This window comes from Paenibacillus sp. Leaf72 (genome assembly GCF_001422685.1).
Taxonomy (GTDB): Bacteria; Bacillota; Bacilli; order Paenibacillales; family Paenibacillaceae; genus Pristimantibacillus.
This window is the reverse complement of record NZ_LMLV01000032.1, coordinates 158,827-177,063: the sequence shown is the minus strand read 5'-3', so window position 1 is coordinate 177,063 and position 18,237 is coordinate 158,827. Positions and strand designations below refer to the sequence as shown.

At 46.8% G+C, this 18,237-nt stretch carries 14 protein-coding genes; 6 read left to right on the top strand and 8 right to left on the bottom strand.

Translation table 11 applies throughout. The features are described 5' to 3' along the window. Positions 1-128 precede the first annotated feature (128 nt). Together ASF12_RS26180 and ASF12_RS26175 are read right to left on the bottom strand one after the other, a co-directional pair. Entirely contained in the window at positions 129-2,480 is a 2,352-nt protein-coding gene (locus ASF12_RS26180) for an AraC family transcriptional regulator (RefSeq protein WP_056041085.1), read from the bottom strand. A 168-nt stretch (positions 2,481-2,648) separates the two neighbouring features. Further along, positions 2,649-3,818 (bottom strand): MFS transporter, encoded by a 1,170-nt coding sequence (locus tag ASF12_RS26175; protein ID WP_056041083.1) that lies wholly within the window; start codon positions 3,816-3,818, stop codon positions 2,649-2,651. 165 nt (positions 3,819-3,983) lie between these two features. Between ASF12_RS26175 and ASF12_RS26170 the strand changes: the two genes are divergently transcribed. Next, the gene (locus tag ASF12_RS26170) at positions 3,984-4,724 is read left to right on the top strand and encodes a MerR family transcriptional regulator (protein WP_056041082.1); all 741 of its coding nucleotides are present in this window, start codon (positions 3,984-3,986) and stop codon (positions 4,722-4,724) included. Positions 4,725-4,865: 141 nt separating this feature from the next. Here the strand turns inward: ASF12_RS26170 and gnpA are convergent, their stop codons facing one another. Beyond that, on the bottom strand, positions 4,866-7,031 hold the full coding sequence (gene gnpA / locus ASF12_RS26165) for a 1,3-beta-galactosyl-N-acetylhexosamine phosphorylase (RefSeq protein ID WP_056041080.1): 2,166 nt from the start codon (positions 7,029-7,031) through the stop codon (positions 4,866-4,868). A 12-nt stretch (positions 7,032-7,043) separates the two neighbouring features. Continuing rightward, positions 7,044-8,063, bottom strand: a complete 1,020-nt coding sequence (locus ASF12_RS26160) for a glycoside hydrolase family 88/105 protein (protein WP_056041078.1) — start codon at positions 8,061-8,063, stop codon at positions 7,044-7,046. A gap of 231 nt (positions 8,064-8,294) precedes the next feature. Here ASF12_RS26160 and ASF12_RS26155 point away from each other — a divergent pair, with 231 nt between their 5' ends. The 4 genes from ASF12_RS26155 (at position 8,295) to ASF12_RS26145 (ending at position 11,487) form a co-directional block, all read left to right on the top strand. Beyond that, on the top strand, positions 8,295-8,912 hold the full coding sequence (locus tag ASF12_RS26155; RefSeq protein WP_235533287.1) for an AraC family ligand binding domain-containing protein: 618 nt from the start codon (positions 8,295-8,297) through the stop codon (positions 8,910-8,912). 32 nt (positions 8,913-8,944) lie between these two features. Continuing rightward, a complete protein-coding gene (locus ASF12_RS35920) occupies positions 8,945-9,127 on the top strand; it encodes a helix-turn-helix domain-containing protein (protein ID WP_235533286.1) in 183 nt (60 codons plus the stop codon). Between the two features lie 89 nt (positions 9,128-9,216). Continuing rightward, complete coding sequence (locus ASF12_RS26150) at positions 9,217-10,098, top strand: helix-turn-helix domain-containing protein (protein WP_056041077.1); 882 nt, start codon at positions 9,217-9,219, stop codon at positions 10,096-10,098. A 108-nt stretch (positions 10,099-10,206) separates the two neighbouring features. Continuing rightward, a complete protein-coding gene (locus tag ASF12_RS26145) occupies positions 10,207-11,487 on the top strand; it encodes a glycoside hydrolase family 27 protein (RefSeq protein ID WP_056041075.1) in 1,281 nt (426 codons plus the stop codon). Between the two features lie 92 nt (positions 11,488-11,579). On the opposite strand, the gene ASF12_RS26140 is transcribed toward ASF12_RS26145, so the two are convergent. Then, positions 11,580-12,494 carry an ArsR/SmtB family transcription factor gene (locus ASF12_RS26140; protein WP_056041467.1) on the bottom strand — a complete coding sequence of 305 codons (915 nt, stop codon included), beginning with the start codon at positions 12,492-12,494 and terminating at the stop codon, positions 11,580-11,582. Between the two features lie 173 nt (positions 12,495-12,667). On the opposite strand from ASF12_RS26140, the gene ASF12_RS26135 reads away from it, so the two are divergent. Next, a complete protein-coding gene (locus ASF12_RS26135) occupies positions 12,668-14,158 on the top strand; it encodes a glycoside hydrolase family 43 protein (protein WP_056041073.1) in 1,491 nt (496 codons plus the stop codon). Between the two features lie 162 nt (positions 14,159-14,320). Here the strand turns inward: ASF12_RS26135 and ASF12_RS26130 are convergent, their stop codons facing one another. The 3 genes from ASF12_RS26130 to ASF12_RS26120 form a co-directional block, all read right to left on the bottom strand. Further along, a complete protein-coding gene (locus tag ASF12_RS26130; protein ID WP_056041071.1) occupies positions 14,321-16,090 on the bottom strand; it encodes an extracellular solute-binding protein in 1,770 nt (589 codons plus the stop codon). Positions 16,091-16,195: 105 nt separating this feature from the next. Next, positions 16,196-17,083: a carbohydrate ABC transporter permease gene (locus ASF12_RS26125; RefSeq protein ID WP_046232843.1), complete on the bottom strand. Its 888-nt coding sequence runs from the start codon at positions 17,081-17,083 to the stop codon at positions 16,196-16,198. 32 nt (positions 17,084-17,115) lie between these two features. Continuing rightward, the gene (locus tag ASF12_RS26120) at positions 17,116-18,075 is read right to left on the bottom strand and encodes an ABC transporter permease (RefSeq protein WP_046232844.1); all 960 of its coding nucleotides are present in this window, start codon (positions 18,073-18,075) and stop codon (positions 17,116-17,118) included. Positions 18,076-18,237 lie beyond the last annotated feature (162 nt).

The following is an 18,237-nucleotide window of genomic DNA, read 5'->3' as shown; positions in this document are numbered from 1 at the left end:
AGAGCCTCCTTGGCAGCCCGCTGCAAGAAGAAGACAGGCCAACACGAGTATAAGAGCTAATCTATAATTTGATAAGTGACTTGCCTTCACGACTAATCCCCCCATTCCACGCGAAATCAATGGCTGAATCAGCCTTCTTGCGTTTGGATATCCTTCAATTTATCGATTAATTGGTATTCCTTGCGAAAATGAATCGGCGACTTTCCGGTATACTTTTTAAACGCGGCATAAAAATGATTTTTACTGGTCAAGCCGATCATTTCACATATCGTTCCTGCCAAATGATCCGTTTCCAGCAATAGCTGCTTCGCCTTCTCAAAACGATAATCCGTCAAATATTGGGTAATGGATTTGCCTGTCTGATCTTTAAATATTTTGCGGGCATAATTGGTAGATAAGCCCACTTGCTCCGCCAATCCTTCCACCGATAAATTCGGATTAGCGTATTCCTGCTGAATGAGATCCGTAATGATCAAAACGACCTTCACGTTTTTCTGCGATGAATTTTGATCTCTCCGCTCCATGATTTGCCCACATACCGCCTGAAATTCGACTTCCATTTGTTCAATCGTTTCCTGCTTTCTTATTTTCTCCGGCAGGGTAGAGATGCCATTGTACATTAAATCCTCTTCGTTCAGCATGCCTTTGAAAATTCGGATCATGCTTCCGCAAAGCTGGGACAGGAAAAACATAATTTCATCGTACGGATAACCCTTTAATTCATGAAAAAAATCGCCAATCGCCTGCTGGAGCTTCTCCCGCTCCCCCATCTTCAGACTGTCCGTTATCGCTTTCTCGAAAGCGAGCGGGTATTCATGCTCCTGCTGCTCATTAGCGCGAATAGCCTCAGACGTGATGAAAGCATGATGGCCGTAAATCAAACGATAACGGGACGCATGATAGGTCAAATTCCAGGAATGCGGAATTTCTTCTATCGTATGAACGACGCTGCCTACCGCAGCCGTCACACTGATTTTCAAATAAGAGGAAATGCTAGCCTGCACATCCTGAATCATTTTCAAAATAGCATGCTGCGTAATCTCGCTCTCGGATGACCAATGCAGCAGCATAACGATGCCATCATCCTGATCGTCAAACACAGCTGCTTGAAGCTGGCCTGCAATAATTTCCTCGGCAATATTCGCCGCAGCATACTTAATTAAGGACACATCCATTAAATCCATCCGTCCAAAATGCTGCTCGAAACCATCCAAGCGCAGCATGCACACCTGAAACCGGTCACCTTTAAAACGAATGCCCAGCTCTGAAAGCTGCTTGTCATGCACATGCGGAACGTACCCGCCTTTCACGACAAAGGTCAGCAGCTCCTTCCTTCTCGCAGGCTTATAACCCGAAATATTATGCTGCAAATCGCTCACTTTGCTTTCCAAATGCTGAAAGGATTTTGTTAAAAACTCATATTCATTAAGCTGTGCGCCATCACGCAGCTCTCCGAGAGAGGAGCCCACTCGTTTAATCAGCCGATGTATCGGGGTGTAGATTAAGCGAATAGAGAACAGCACCGTCAGCGCCGCAATCGCGATAAAAATAAAGGTCAGCCATACAATAAATTGCTTTAATTTATCTACCTTTGTGAGCAGGCTGTTTATTTCCGCCATGCCAATGAAGCTCCAGCCCAAAGAATCCGCTTTCATATATGAAATCAGATAGCTTTTGCCATCAATCTCTTCCCTCAATTCGCCTTTGTAGAATTTCGATTGAATCACTTTCTTAATATGCGCCTCGCTCCCCCAATTTTGGTTGATCAGGCTGGAATCAGAATGAGAGATAACGGTTCCTTCCTCGTTAATGATCATCGATTGAAGGGATTCATTGCCGATGCCCTTGGTGACTAGATTTTGCAGCGTCTGCTGGTCCAGATTTACAACAAACGTACTGTCCACGATTTCTTTGGTCGCATATTTGGAATAAACGAGCGAGATCAGGTTTTTATCTATTTTCAGATCCGATTTTAAGGCGACCAAATGGCGCGGTATAAAAATGCCCAGCTTGGACGTATTCGTATTTTTAATAATTTGGGTCATATCTTGATCATAAAAATCGTCTACGGTTTGCAGCATCGTCTCCGATGAGAAAACGGCATCATTTTCAAAATTATAAATATATATCGATTCAATTAAGGGGTTGGCTGCCTTTAAATCAATTAAATATTGATTAATTCGGTACGTATCCAAAACGGAGAATTGTTCCCCGTACAACCCGTTAATGATATGCTCATTGCCAATATAGACGGATGAAAAATAATGATAGGTCGATGAAAGCAGCACATTCGCCGTATTAAAGGATTGATTGTTCATCGTCTCCACCGAGTCGAAAATATCATCGGTCAAATTCCCGGTCACTTTATCGACGACAAGAAATGAAAAAATACCGATTAATATAAAACTGACGATTAAATAAGAGAAGATCATTTTTAACAACAACTTGCGCTGCTGCACGAATTGCTTTATACCCCACATTGATTCCTTGCCCCCCTGCTTGCTCGATTCCAAAACTACGAATAATAATGATGATATCATGCGCAGATAAGAGAAGGAACAAGCAGAGGGATGAACTTGAGGCCAGATCAGCCATGAATTTTAAAGAAAACTATGTAGGATGATGATATTTGCTGAATTAGTACTGCGTTATACAAGCTTATGCTTGTGAACTCTATTAACCATTTCTGAAGATGCAAACATAATACTAAACAGGATCAGCAAAATAATGGGTACCATGAACATACCGAATTGGCTTGCAATAATCCCCATTAATAATGGAATCAGAGTTGAACCCGTATAAGCGCTTGCCATTTCAAGTCCAATTACACTCGGAGAAGCTTTTTCCCCAAATCGTTCCGGTGTTGCATGAACAATACTAGGATAGATGGGTGCGCCACCTAGCCCTACTACAAACAAAGCTCCTGCAGCAACCCCGTATGGAACCGGTAAAATAAGAACCAGCAGTCCCACACAGCCAACTAATCCACCATATCTTATAAGGCTTTTACTTGATACATAAGTCGAGAGAAATCCTGAAAAGATACGTCCTATTATGATGCCAATATAAAATAAGGAGGACAGGGCCGCTGCTTTCCCAGGAGAAATCCCTTTACTAGCTATAAAAAAGGACGCCATCCATAGACCTGCGGCTGTTTCCGAGCCATTGTAACAAAGCATCGAAACCATGGACATTTTAACACCACGGATTCGCAAAGCCTCTCTGTTACTGACTGCTTTCTTTTCGTCGTCATTTCCTAGCTTTTTATTATCCAATATTCTCCACAAAGACAGCGATGCCAATAATATTACCACTATAACAGTAAGTAATATCGCTATCGTAACGTATCCTGCACGCCAGTCACCTCCATTATCAAGCGAAAATGACATAACAATAGGTCCCGACATGGCTCCAACTCCCCAGAAACAATGCAGCCAGCTCATATGCTTGGCTTTGAAATGCAGCGCTACATAGTTACTTAATGCTGCATCTACAGAACCGGCGCCTAAGCCCAAAGGAATTGCAAGGAATATAAAGAATAAAAACTCGTTTGATAAAGAAAATCCAAATAAGGCGATCGTTGTTGATAGGATGCTGAATAAAGTTACCTTACCTGTGCCAAATCTATGCAACAATCTGCTTGCAAATAAACTGGATATAACCGTACAAAATGAGATCACTAACGATATATAACCTGCCATTTCTGTTCTGGCGCCAATATCGAGTTTCATAACTGACCAAGCACTGCCTAGCAAGGCGTCTGGCAATCCAAGACCTATAAATGCGAGATAAATAATAATTAGCAGTAACGTAACCATCGTTGCTCTCCCCCTGTGTTTCCTCTTTATCGATGCTTTACAAGTTCTCTAAGTAAATGCGCATATGAAAGTTTAGTTCTATTCGCCTTTCTAATATGCTACAATCAAAAATTATAAACTTTAAAGCAACTTTAAAGTCAATAACTTAAGTAAAGGAAATAAGATATGAAACCATTTATAAAGATCAGCGATGTTTCGGAAGCTCTCGGTGTGCCTACATCAACTTTGAGGTTTTGGGATAAAGAGGGCCTGATTCGCTTTGAACGCAATGACGATAACAACTACCGGAATTTTTCATACCAAACGATGCTCGATATTTGTGATATTATTTTTTTTAGAAGTCTTGAGCTCCCCTTATCAACAATCAAAATCATCAACACCAAGAGTGCCGATGATTTAAACTTATTATTGAGAGAAACAAAGACTGAATTGGAACAGAAAATCGCCTATTTGCAGCAAGTGACCGAACGAATCGAAGCAAGAGAAAAAAAGCTCGAAAAATACCAGCATATGCAAGATCAACCACTACGCGTAATAAAAGCCAAGCTATCACCAGTCCGCTCTTTTAATTTTCAGGATAAAGAAATGGTGCAGTTGTATTTGGATGACCCTGGTCTATCGGCAGATATACTTGCTGGCCCTTTTAATGATTCGATGGTCTGCGGCATGTTTGTAGATTCGGAGGTAAAAAATATTATACGCGAAGGTGACGATGAAGAAAGAAATTATTTGCATGGATTGCTCTGGATGAACCGCGACAAACAAATGAATGCAGAGGAATTTTGGAGCACTTCACAACGTTTGGGGTACAAGCCAGGTCAGATTATTTGCAAATATCTTGTTTCAACCAAGGAAGAAGGACAAGAACTGCGTAATTTTTTCGAAGCATGGCTAGAGATTGATTAATTCGTTTCCCTCTTGCCCGCATTACAGTCGTGCTGCTCATGAGACGTGTATAGGAAGCAGAAAGCCGCTCCATTAGAGAGCGGCTTTCTGCATTTGATAACCTTTGACAACCTTGCGGATTCATTAATTAATATTCTATGTTTATAAACCGCCAATCGTCATGATCGTCGTGTCATATGGAGCTAATTCAAGCGTCTGTTGTCCATATTCCGTATCAATTGTCGTGCTTTGAAGCTGATCGCTGTTGTTAATTACAACGAGTATTTTACTTTCCGGATAATATGCACACTCCGTATATAAGTTATCCGTCATGTATTTCGTTTCATTCAGCTCATTGCCGGCATAGCGGATCAGGTTCAGCAGCAATCGGGTATTTTCCAAGCTGAATTCGAACGAAGGAAGGTAGATTCCCTTGCCTTTGCCAAAAGCATGCGTAGACAGCGTGATTTGTCCGTCCGTTTCATGCGCAACCGCAGCTGACCCGTCGGTAAGATAGATGCCCTTCTTAGCTGCAATGCTAGCCCCAACAGGCACCAGTCCATGCTCGTCACGAGCCTCGTAAGTCCATTTGCCATGAACGACTCTGGCGCCGGTATCCTCATCCAGACCGAGAATATGGGCCATTCTGAAAAAGCTGTCATACCCTTCAACCGCCGAAGGCTGGTTAACCCCGATAAACGTACCACCCTCATATACCCATTTGGTCAGCATGTCCACGCATTTGCTGTCGTTCCAGTGCTTTCCGCCGCTCCATGCTGAACCGGCCGAGCCGGCATTAATCACCACATCATAGTCCTGTAGTTTTCCCTGGCGGATATCCTCAAAATCGATGAATCCGACCTCAACCGGCAAGCCAGATAACGCCTCATTGATATGAATCAGATCATGCATGTAGGTCTCATGGAAATGGCCGGACAAGGTCCACGATCGGAGCTTGCCCCAGCTGTGCAAAATCGCAACCTTCGTCTTGATCTGATACGGCTTGCCTTGCTGGTGCAGCTCTTTGATCTCCCTGAATTCATTGGCAATCTTCTCAATATAATCGCAGAATTCCGGGTAAGGCTCCACCAAATGCAAATATCCGCCCAATCCGATCCGATCAATTGGCTCTCTTAGCAGGGCGCGACGGATATTAATCCAGTACATTTTGGCATCCAGCGTAGGATCGCCGCCCTCCATAAAGGTAGGCAGTCCGCCTAATCCGACCGGGAACAAATATGGATGCAGCCGGATTTCATGCGTGTCCACCTTTACCCCTGAACACATCCGTGCTTCATAACCCGAGAATACGCATTTGATCATGCCGTCGAAGCCAAACTCCGGAAAACGATCATTATATGGCTCCATGCCCACCCAGCTGTCATCATAGAAGACGTAAGCCAGCTTGCCATGCTTATGCACAATATCAATCAGCTGTTTGCTGAAGCCAATGACAAAATCATTAATAAATGCCATCCAGTCGAGCTTGCGCTGCTCCGCCGGAATATGACTGACGCGGTATTTGCCGCCATTTACAAAATCCTCGGCCGTCAGCGAATAGCCATACTTTTTGGCGAACAGATCAAGCGCTTTGGCACTCACCGTGAAATCATAGGAGCCCCAATCCGAGAACAGATGGCGATTGCGCTCGCTGCTGCCCCAGATCCAGGCAAAATTATAAAATAAGGAGGTGAACCGGACTACCGTTGTTTCCTTATGCTGGGCGCACCAGTTTTCCATCCAGTCGAGCATATACTGCTGCGTTTCCAGATACATCGGATCAATCTGCATTAGATGCTCTTTGTCCCAGTTATTCGTGGTGTGATTGTACATGGAGATCTCTTCCCAGATCCGGTAGGCCATGAAGCTGACCGTGTATTTATGCCAAGGCACAATTCCGGTAAGCACCACATTCCCCGATTCGCGGTCATAATTCCACTGCTCTCTCGGAACCTCTTCCCCAGTCGTCCGGTCAACAATTTGCCAATATTTAAACGCCTCTTTGGAATCATTGACTCTGAACTGCTCAGCGAAAAAGTCCTCCATCAAATAAACGGATAAATAATCCTGCACCGCTACCTTCGGATTCGTTATTAAAAAACACTGCTGCAGCTTATCCAGATTTTGCGACGCCCACTCATTATGGTCTCTTACGATACAGATCGTCGAATAGATACCGTACCCTGCGTTAATAATCTCATCGGACAACTTCGTGCCGTCACTGTCACGAATGACATCGGCGCCCCAGCGCTCTGCTAATTCCAGAGTCAGTGCCTCATAACCAGCCTCACCCGGGAGGGTAAAGGCTCCCGTCGTTTGTTTAGACAAATGGATTCCCTCCTATTTGAGCATATCGGATAGAAAAGCGAGTGCTAAGCCTTGTCCCCAGCCCTGTGTCCAATCTTTTGGGATGTTGCGGTACCCTTCCCGGTCCTTCATGACTGCCGTTCCGCCAGATACAGAAAGTACCCGTCCATCCTCACTAATGTTTTCCATGATGCCTTTGAGGGCCTTCTGCACATATTTAGTGTGCAGCGGGTTGCCGTTATTGATCATCGCCGCCGCAATTCCGCTGGACGCAGATACCTCCTCATAGGATTCCACGTCATCGAGCAAGGTCCGCCACAAGCCGTTCTCCGTCTGCACTAGCTTCAGTGCGGCCAACTGATCCCGGAGCGAGCACTCCACGTCCATACACTGCGGATACAAATACCATTCCTTTAGCAGCGGCTTAACCTGCGACATCGTATAAGCACCCCAGGCATTTGCTCTCGCCCAGTAGAACCCAGACATATGATCCTGCTTCACATTATTGTAGCCATGGTACCAGAGGCCGGTGCTAGGGTTTTGCAGGTATTTAATATGCCAGTAATATTGATTCAGGGCATCCTGAATCATCGCCTGATCTTGCAGCTTGCTGCCTACCCGCAGCAGGAAAAATGCCGCCATAAACAGCGTGTCCGCCCAAGCCTGCTCCGGAAAATCGTTGGACACGGACACCGTATGCTGCAGCACATGATCTCCGAACCGCAGCGCACTATTTTGGAGATAATCCACCTTGCTCATCACAATATCCCAATATTTCTGGTTGCCGGTTTCTTCATACAACGTAATCAGCACATGGCCCATCGCACAGGTGTTGACCGTCCAGCTCGGCAAGCCCAGCTCAATATATTCATCCGCCCAACTGATAAGCGCATCCAAATACTCTTTATTTCCTGTTGCCTGGTAAGCTCTGGATACACCATAATAAGCTACTCCGCAAGGCCAGTCCCATGTTAAATCCATAGCTAGTGTTTTTCTCGTAACTTTGTCTATAACGCTTAAAATCTCTTCCCTGTCATAAGTAATTTGAAGCATATTAAATACCCCTCTCCTTCGCACATGTCTCCCAAAGGCGCCTGAGAGCCATCCGAGTTATTGTAAACGCTTTATAATCTCTATTGTAAGCATTAAAATAGTCTACATCTAAGCATATTCGCAGAAAAAATGTGCAATTTCGATCATTTATTTTTGTGCGCTCATTGAATTCGGCAGTGCTTTCACCTATAATCAACTCAAATTAACGTAATGGGAACGAGAGTGTGGAATATGCCTAGAAAAAAGAAGCCCGTCATCGAATACCGCCACTACAGCTTGCCGATCAACTTCCCTGTTCTGCTGTTAAGCGGGGAACGCTGGCGAATTTCGGATATCAAAAGCGAGCATCTTCATTTCCATAACCACTTGGAGATCGGTATTTGCCATTCGGATAGCGGCAGCATGGAGATCAAAGGAGAAACGGTACCTTTCAAGGCAGGCGATGTGACCTTCCTTCCCAGATATCTTCCCCACACCACGTATAGCTCGCCTAATGAAGCTAGTCTATGGTCCTATCTCTTTTTTTCACCGGAGGATCTGTTTCAGCAAACCTTTAAGAGTGCTTACAGCAGCTTCGAGCCGAACCTGTGGAGGGTCCAGGGAAAGCACTGTATTTTAAATAAGGAGCAGTATCCCAAAATCTATTCCCTTGCCACGTCGGTTGTAGAGGAATTGAAGCAGCAAAATCCGTACTATCAGGAAAGTGCCTACGGCTTATTGTTATCCCTTTACATAGAGCTCATTAGAATTCATTCCACGAATGAAATGCTGGCCGAACAAGAAACGGAACAAGGTCTGAAGGGCGATTTTGTCATCTCTCCAGCACTGGAATATATCACGACTTTCTGAACAGCACCCGGATCGAAGAGGCCTGCAAGCTGTTGAAAAGCTCAGATTTTTCGATCCTTTCGATCTCCGAGCAGGTCGGCTTTCATTCCATTTCCAGCTTCAATCGCTGCTTCTCCAAGCTTATGGGAGCATCTCCAAAAGAATGGCGTAAAGGAGCTAAATCCGAAGCACAATCGGCCAAGGCGTCGATTTTGGAGTTAACGGGGTGGGTTTGAGGTGGTAGTAACAGGGGCAGGGTATCATGTGGTAATAATCGATTGACCGCTGGCAGACAAGCAGTATTTTCACGACAAGGAGGACATTTATGGACATCCCCAGAGGCACCTACGGCTTTCGGTTTGCTGAAGATAAGGAGCTGCAGTTGTGCGTATTATATGCGGCCGGATATGATGCTATCACCGATCCCTCTTACCGCTGGGACGGCCTGGAGCGGAATGATGGGCCTCTTCTGTTGTTCCAATACACTATTTCCGGTGAAGGCGTGTTTGAGTCGGAAAACCGGACTCACCGGGTCACTGCCGGGCAGGCTTTTCTCGCTGAAATTCCCGGACCCCACCGCTATTACTACCATCCGGATTCAAAAGAGCCCTGGCAATTCCTGTTCCTGCTGTTCCGGCCCAACCTGATTTTGCCCCATTGGCGCAAATTTTTGCGTGTTGCGGGGGAAGTTCCCCATTTGCCCGCAGACTGTGCGCCAGTCCGGCTGTCGCGGATGATTGTGGTTGATGCGGGAGCAGGAAGAATCTCAGATCCGCTGATTGCGTCGTCTTGCGTTTATCAGTTCGTGACAGAACTGGCCAGAATGCAGGTAACCACTCTGCGAGACAGGGACAACTGGTCAAAGAATATAAGGCTCGCAGCCGAATTTATAGAACACAACTATTCACGGATGATCAGTATCGATCAGCTTTCCGAGCATGTCTCCCTGTCCAAATATCACCTGATCCGCCGGTTTTCGGCTAGTACGGGCCTGACACCCGGCGCTTATTTGACCCGCGTGCGCACGGAGAAGGCCATGGAGCTGCTGCGAGGAACCAGTCTGAGCATTGAAGCCATAGCCGAGCGGATTGGCTACTCCAGCGGGAGTTATTTCATTAAGGCGTTCCGCAGCCTGACCGGGCTTACACCGGGAGAATTCCGGAGTGGGGGCGAAAGCCTAACCTACCGCAGGCTGTTTTTTGATTAACCGCAATATAGTACTATTCCACTCGTAAGATTACTATAGATATCGCTAGTCTCCTTTATTATGATGAACTTAGAAAGAGCAATAATTAATCAGTAAAGGAGCTTTACGATGAATCATACGCTTACAGCACCAACTCCGCCGCTTGGCTGGAACAGCTGGGATTGCTACGGCGCGGCCGTAACAGAAGACGAAATCCGCGGCAATGCGGAATACATGGCAGAATATCTCAAAGACTTCGGCTGGAGCTACATTACCGTCGATATTCAATGGTACGAGCCCTTTGCGAATTCTTCACAATACCGTCCATTCGTTCCGCTGGTGATGGATGAATATTCCCGGCTGATGCCTGCCGAGAACCGGTTTCCTTCCGCAGCGGGCGGCCAGGGCTTCAAACCATTAGCCGATTATGTCCATAGTCTTGGACTGCAATTCGGCATTCATATTATGCGCGGCATTCCGCGGCAGGCCGCTCACGCCGCTACCCCTATCTTAGGTACAGCCGCGACAGCACGCGATATTGCGCATACGAACTCCATCTGCCCATGGAATACGGATATGTACGGCGTAGATGCGTCAAAGGAAGGGGCTCAGGCCTATTACGATTCTCTCTTTCAATTGTACGCAGAGTGGGGTGTCGACCTGGTGAAGGTAGACGACATCGCCGCTTCCAGGCTGTACGACACTCATCAGCCGGAGATAGCCCTGATCTCCAAGGCGATTGAGCGCTGCGGCCGGCCCATGGTGCTGAGCCTTTCTCCTGGTCCTGCTCCGGTGGAATACGCGGAGTTCTTCACCGAGCATGCCAACATGTGGCGGGTTACGGACGATTTCTGGGATCTATGGCCGCTGCTGCTGGATATGTTCGACCGCTGCCGGAAATGGCAAGGCGTCCCGGAGGCTGGCTGTTGGCCGGACTGCGACATGCTGCCCCTCGGGCACATCGGCATCCGCTCGGTGGATGGCGGCGGGGCGGACCGTTGGACCAGGTTCACACGCGATGAGCAGTTGACGATGATGTCGCTCTGGAGCATCTTCCGCTCGCCACTTATCTTCGGTGGTGAACTGCGGGATAACGATGACTGGACGCTTTCGCTGCTTACCAACCGCGAGGTTCTGCGCATGCACCGGGAGAGCCATGGAGCCAAGGAAGCCCTCTGCCAGGGAGATCTCATCGTCTGGACAGCCGAACACACCGATGGCGCCCGCTATGCTGCCGTATTCAACGTTGGCGAGAACCCGTTGCCTCTGAATCTGGCCATTGAGCAAATCGGCCTGACCAGCGTTACTGAAGGCACAGAGCTGTGGAGCGGAGAGCCAGCTGAGTTAAAAGCAGGCTCGCTGCAGGCCACGATACAGCCGCACGGTGTACGCCTCTATCGATTCGTCTAAGAGTTCAACAACAAAAACAACAAAAAGAGATCTGCTGTCATAAGCCGGATCTCTTTTTTTATTTCTAATTTTTCATCCATCAGATTATCGAATTAATAATCTTCGTTCAGGTGAACGCGGATTACAATATCCTGATCGTGATTGCCGAATCCCGAACCATAGAGGGTCAACCCTCCTGCATTAACAGCATGCTCATCAACGGCGAAACGAAGCGTCCAGAACGGTTCCTGCAGCTTAATATCCGCGAGGGTCACATCCGACATACGTTCTTCATCCATAAATGTACCCGCTCGGTCAATTCGAATCGTCTTCAATAGCCCGTATTGATTCACATTCCGATGCCACCATTCAGGTGTAAGTCTCCCCCTCGCAGCTCTTCCAAAGTCAGCCGGACTAGTCCATGTGCCTAGGGAGATGCCGTTGAACGTGAACTCAATATCCGAAGGCCAATAATCTCTTAAGCCAGGCGCTTCCGAAGCAATCTCCATTGATATTTCGATGGCCTCTGCGGTTTGATTTGCAAGCAGATAGTTAGGCATTTTGTATTCAACATAGCCCCACCCAAACCACAGAATGGCGGCGTGAACCCGCTCGGGATCAAGAAAATATCTAGGGTCATCCCATACCCCGATCTCTTTCTCGAGCGTACCAAGCCCGCAAGTAGGATGGACTTCAAAAGCCGTGTAATGACCGACCGAAATACTTTGTTCTCTGACCTTCGCTGTCTGGCTGGCGAACGGCAGCTCAATCTCGACGGCTTTCTGTTTGAGAAAACACATTTTGTGCGTCCCTCCGCCCAACCGCACCCTGCGACTTCCGATGAGCCCGGCTTGTTCGAGTTTTCGGATGTGCATCGTGACGATAGAGGGACTGAGCTCTAAGTGATTCGCAATATCTTTCACGTTCATTTCGCTGTCGGCAATGAGACTCATAATTTTCCATCTAACCTCACTGGCCAACGCTTCATATAACGGTATGAACTTCGCTTCCCCGTTCGCTTTGATTATCATCATAATCTCCTGACCACATTTATTGAAATCATATATATATAAATTTAATAGAATTAACAGGAACCTTCAAGCCCAATCTATTGCAAGAATTTCAGCAATAGTGTTTAATTTCATTAGCTGCTTATCACATTAAATTCACATACATGTGAATTAATAAATGAGGAGGATATATGAAATACAATAATCCGGTTATCAAAGGATTTTATCCAGACCCTAGTGTATGCAAAGTAGAAGACACCTATTATCTTGTTTGCAGTTCCTTTCAGTACTTCCCTGGCGTACCGATTTTTGAGAGCAAGGATCTGATTAACTGGACGCAAATCGGTCATTGTCTAACCAGAGAGAGTCAGGTTCAGCTCGGCAAGGTGGGCAGCTCCGGCGGAGTTTTTGCTCCAACGATACGTTACAACAACGGAAGATTCTACATGACCACGACCAACGACACCACTCGTCAAAATTTCTATGTATGGACCGACGATATTTACGATGAATGGTCGGAGCCGATCTATGTGGAACAGGGGGGAATCGATCCCGATTTGTATTTTGAAGATGGAAAAGCCTTCTTTATGAGCAACGGGAAAGATGATAACGGGATAGGCGGCATTGTTCAGTGTGAAATTGACATTGAAACGGGCAGCAAATTGTCGCCGAGCCGCTCGATTTGGCAGGGAACAGGCGGGCGCTATTTGGAAAGCCCGCATCTATATAAAATCAATGGCCGGTATTACCTGATGGCGGCTGAAGGCGGAACGGAATATGGCCATATGGTCATCTATGCGCGGGGAGAATCTACTTCCGGACCGTTCGAAGCTTACCCGAATAATCCCGTACTAACCAACCGCAATAAGGGCGGTTATGAGCTGCAGGGGGTTGGCCATGGCGATCTGGTTCAGGATAACGAAGGAAATTGGTGGATGCTCCATCTGGGCTTCCGTCAAATCGGTCAATGGCTTACCTACCATCATCTCGGACGCGAAGTTTTCCTTACACCGGTTGCCTTCGATGAGGATGGCTGGTTTACAGCAGGGCACAACGGCACCACTCTAACGAGTTTTGACACTGATCGGAACTGGGGGCCTGTCATCCAGCAGGAGAAAAAGCTTTATACCTTCGAGAACACGGATTGGAATTTGGATTGGTGCTATCTTCGTCATCCTATTGCAGCGAATTATCTGTTAGAACCCGATAAAGCAACGCTTAAAGGGACCGCAGTGACGCTGGATATTCCAGCATCCCCGACTTTTATCGGCATAAGACAAAGAGACTTCAACGCCGTCATTTCATGCGATGTCAGCCTCACCCACGGCGAAGCCGGTATAACTCTTTATATGGATGAGAATCATCATTATGATTTGGCTATACGTAAAGCTGAAACCGGGTATATAGTTATTGAGCGTTTGAATATCGGAGATATTAAATCCATTGAATATGAAATAGATTTGGAAAGCGACAACCATGCTACTCTGATTATTCGGGCAAGTCATGAGTGCTATAGCTTCCTTATTCAAGCAAACGGCAAGGATACTCTCTTAGGCACGGCACAAACCAGATACCTATCCTCTGAGGTTGCAGGAGGCTTTACAGGCGTCCTCATCGGCTTATATGCTTATGGGGAAGAAGCTAAGGCTGAGTTCTCAAACTTCAAGTGCGAATATCTTTAAATCTCTCCTAAACATGGGTTGCTAGAAAAATGTAAAGCCGGTTATTCAGGAACATCCTGAAAACCGGCTTTTTGTTTTAATGGTATGAAATTAAAGATATGCATTGGGTTGGAGCAAATTCCCGCACCGGACTTAATCGGCAGTTAATCCTTCATATATTCCTTATCTAAAAGGAAACACCATCTTCTCTGCATTTCCGACTTCATAGGCTACCGCTTCGTCATAACCAAGACCTTTGGATTTCGTAATCATCTCTTCCTGAAGCTTGTTGAATTCAGCATCGTTCTTGGCAAAGACCATTTTCCATGAATACTCCTTAATAATCTTTCCAATTCCGTCAATCTTCTGCTGCAGCTGGGCAGGGACGGTAACCGGGGTTTCCGTCGTAAAGAACGGCTTCGAGACTTCAATCATGTTGTTCTTTACAAAATAGTCTTTCGCTGTCATTACACCCGTAGCTTCGCGCCAGCTTTTGGTAACCGGGTCCGGATTATGATTCAGCGTTGAAGGCCACAGGTTGTAGTCATACGTTTCCCCTGTATCCGGGTTGATGTTCGTCAGCTTCAGGGTCGTATTATTAATTTGATTCGTACCGTCTTTGAATGTGCCGCCACCATATTCCGCTGGTACCGGCTCGGCATTCGCCGGCAGCGCCTTCCAGCCGTATTCGGTTACGAAAGGCTTGCCGCTGCCGTCGATATCCCAGGCCAAGCCTTTCGGGCCATAGTTCGCTTCCATTACGCCTTCCGGAGAGTACAGCCAGCTCAGGAATTCCATAATGCGCTCAGGGTCCTTGGCATCCGCCCCGATTGCCCATACCCGGTTGCCGCCGTACGGGCTCTGCCCGTAAGAGGTGACTTTCTCATCGGCAAAAGGCACCAGTGCAAAGCCCTTGCCCTCAGCTGTACGTTCAGGGGTATTGTAAACGTTATCAACCCAAGGGAAGTGTGAAAATAATACTTGCCCGTCTTTGATCTTGTTGGAGACATCCGAGAACTTCTGGGTTAAGGAATCCGGATCAAGCAGCCCCATTTGATTCGCATCGTAGTAGAACTTCAAACCTTGAAGATAATATCCGTCTTCATCAAGGACGCCCTGCCATTCATCTTTATTCTGATGCGTCAGAATCATCCCTGCCGGATTCAGGCCGTCGCCTTCATTATATCCGTGAAACTGGGCAATGACTTTTGCCAGTGTCATATAGCTGCCGTCCCAGTCGGACCAGAGCGAAATACCGTAAGTCGGACGGCCGTTTTCACTCTTTGGTTCGAGCTCCTGCATTTTTTTAAGCAGTGGCAGATAATCATTCAGCGTCTTGATTTCCGGGCTTCCAAGCTGCTGGTACAAGTCCCAGCGGAGATTCGGCCCGTAATTCATCGTCGCGCCTTCAGAAGGACCTTCACCGGTTCCCACGTCAAATCCTACTCCGTATACCGCCGTGCCGCCGCCAAATTGCTTCTTGTTCGCTTCAATGGCTTCCGGGGCATTGGCCAGCAAGCCCTGACCATATTGGTTCAGCAGATCGTCCTTGGTAAAGTCCAGCAAGAGACCCGCTTTGATGGCATCCTGATAGTCTCTGCCGTTGGTGCCGAACACAACTAGATCGCCTAGATCGCCGGAGGCCATCATGGTCGCGATTTTTTGCTGTCCGCCAGCTAGATTGGAGGCGATGATGTTGAGCTTAATATTGAACTTGTCTTTCACAAGCTTGGCAAACCATCCGGGCTGCTCCCCGGCATAGTTAGCCAGCATCGAGAACACATCAATGGTGATCTCTTCTCTATCTGGGTTTTCGTTGTTACCGGAAGCGGCTGGAGCCTTTGTACCGCCGTCCGCCGAATTCCCTCCATTATTATTGCTGCAGGCTGAAGTAAATACGAGCATAGCGCACATTAGGATGAGCAGCGCAGAACCATACCATCTTTTTTTCATATTTCCAAAATCCTCCCCTGTTCATACTCTTTGGCTGTCCTTCTTGCATAAAACAGACGTTCAGTAGAAGAACTTCACCTCCTTCAAGCAATTAACATCGGCCGTTTAGCCTTTGACTGCGCCAATCATAATGCCTTTGACAAAGAATCGCTGGAAGAACGGATACACAAGCAGGATCGGCAGCACAACGACCATGGACACGGTTGTGCGGATGGAGGTCGGCGTTGCCATATTGGCCAGATCCAGATCCATCGCGCCTGTAGATTGCTTCATTAGTTGGGCAATTGAAGTCGCTTCATTCATGTAGCGGTACAGAATGAACTGAAGCGTGAACATCTTCTGATCCGTGACCAGAAATAGGGTATCCGTGAAGCTGTTCCACTGGGTGACCGACGAGAAGATTGCAATGGTTGCCAGAATCGGCGTAATCAGTGGCAATATAATACTTGTGAAAACCTTGAAATAACCGGCCCCATCTATTTGTGCAGACTCCTGCAGGGCGAGCGGCGTAGACTCCACAAAGGTTTTGACGAGAATGATAAAGAACGGCTGGACGATGAACGGCAATACATAAGCGGCAAAATTATTGGTCAGCCCCAGATTCAGCATCGTTAAATACCACGGAATCAAACCGGCGTTAAAATACATCGTAATGACCAGATAGCGGTACCAGAATTTGCGTCCCCACATTTGCTTGGTGAACAAGTATCCCAGAAAGGCGGAGGCGGCAACCGTCAAAATGGTGCCAATCACCGTACGCCCGACCGACATAAGCGCTGCCTGTCCTAGACCGGGAATTTTAAAGACATCCATGTAGTTGGTAAAATGGAGGTCTTTCGGATAGAACATAATCAGTCCTCTGCTGCTGAGGTCATTATTGCTGATCGTATTAATGAACAGATAATAAAATGGAAATACACAAATGAGCGTGATGATCGCAAACACGGCATAGTTAATGAAATGGAACAACGTAAATTTCTCTTTGGCAGGCATGATGTCGCTTCTCTCCTTTTCTGTCTGTCAGATTAAAAGATGCTGTCACCGCGGATGATTTTGGACATGCTATTCGCTACGAACAGCAGGAACAGACTAACCAGTGATTTCAGCATGCTTACAGCTGTTGCGAAACCGAAGTTCGAGTTCGTCATGCCGATGTTGTATACATACAGGTCCAGAACCTCGATATGATTCGTATTCATCGCATTCTGGAACACATAGAACTGCTCCATCCCGTTATTAATGAAGTTACCGATCGAGAGCAGCAGCAGCACGAAGAATGTAGGCATAATGCCCGGTACAGTTACATGCCACATCAACCGGAAGCGTCCGGCACCATCGACTCTTGCTGCCTCATAGATCTCCTGATCAATGCCTGTAATGGCGGCAATATACATAATCGCGCCCCAGCCTAATCCTTTCCATACACTCCACAAGGTCATCGCCATCCAGGTATGATCATCGGAGGCGAGAATATTCAGCGGCCTCGAAATCCACCCCAAGTCCAGCAGCAGGTTATTCAGAAACCCGTTATCTACCGAGAACAGCATGAAGGCAAAGGAATAAACGAGTACCCAGCTGATGAAGTTCGGCAATGTTGTAAGCGTTTGTACAATTTTCTTGAATCTAGTGCTTCTGAGTTCAACTAGAAAGACTGCGAAGATGACCGGCAAAACGGAAGTCGCAATATTTAAAGAGCTGATGGCGAAGGTGTTGCGCAGCACTCTCAGAACTTCCTGACGCTGAATTTCATTGGATATCATCGATGTGAACCAGTCAAAGCCCATGAATTCGGAAGCAGAGAGCGGAATGCCGGGCCGGTAGTCATAGAAGGCATAGATCCATCCGTAAAGCGGCAGGTACGAGAATAAAAAAGCCAGAACCAGAAATGGCAATGCCATCAGAAATAAATAGTACTTGTCTTTGCTTTGAAACCGTTTGGGGGATTTTGCATCCACCATGGTTTTACTTGCCGTATTGATGTCCATAGTTCTCCTCCACCGTTTAATTCAATTTATATACTATTAAGTAAAATATTAACATTAAAAACGTGTGCGAAGCCGCGTCCGGGCCCCAATACCAAGCAGTCTCGGGTCCAGCATTATTTTATTCCTACTATTCAAAACAATTTATGGCGCCGGAAGCTGCTC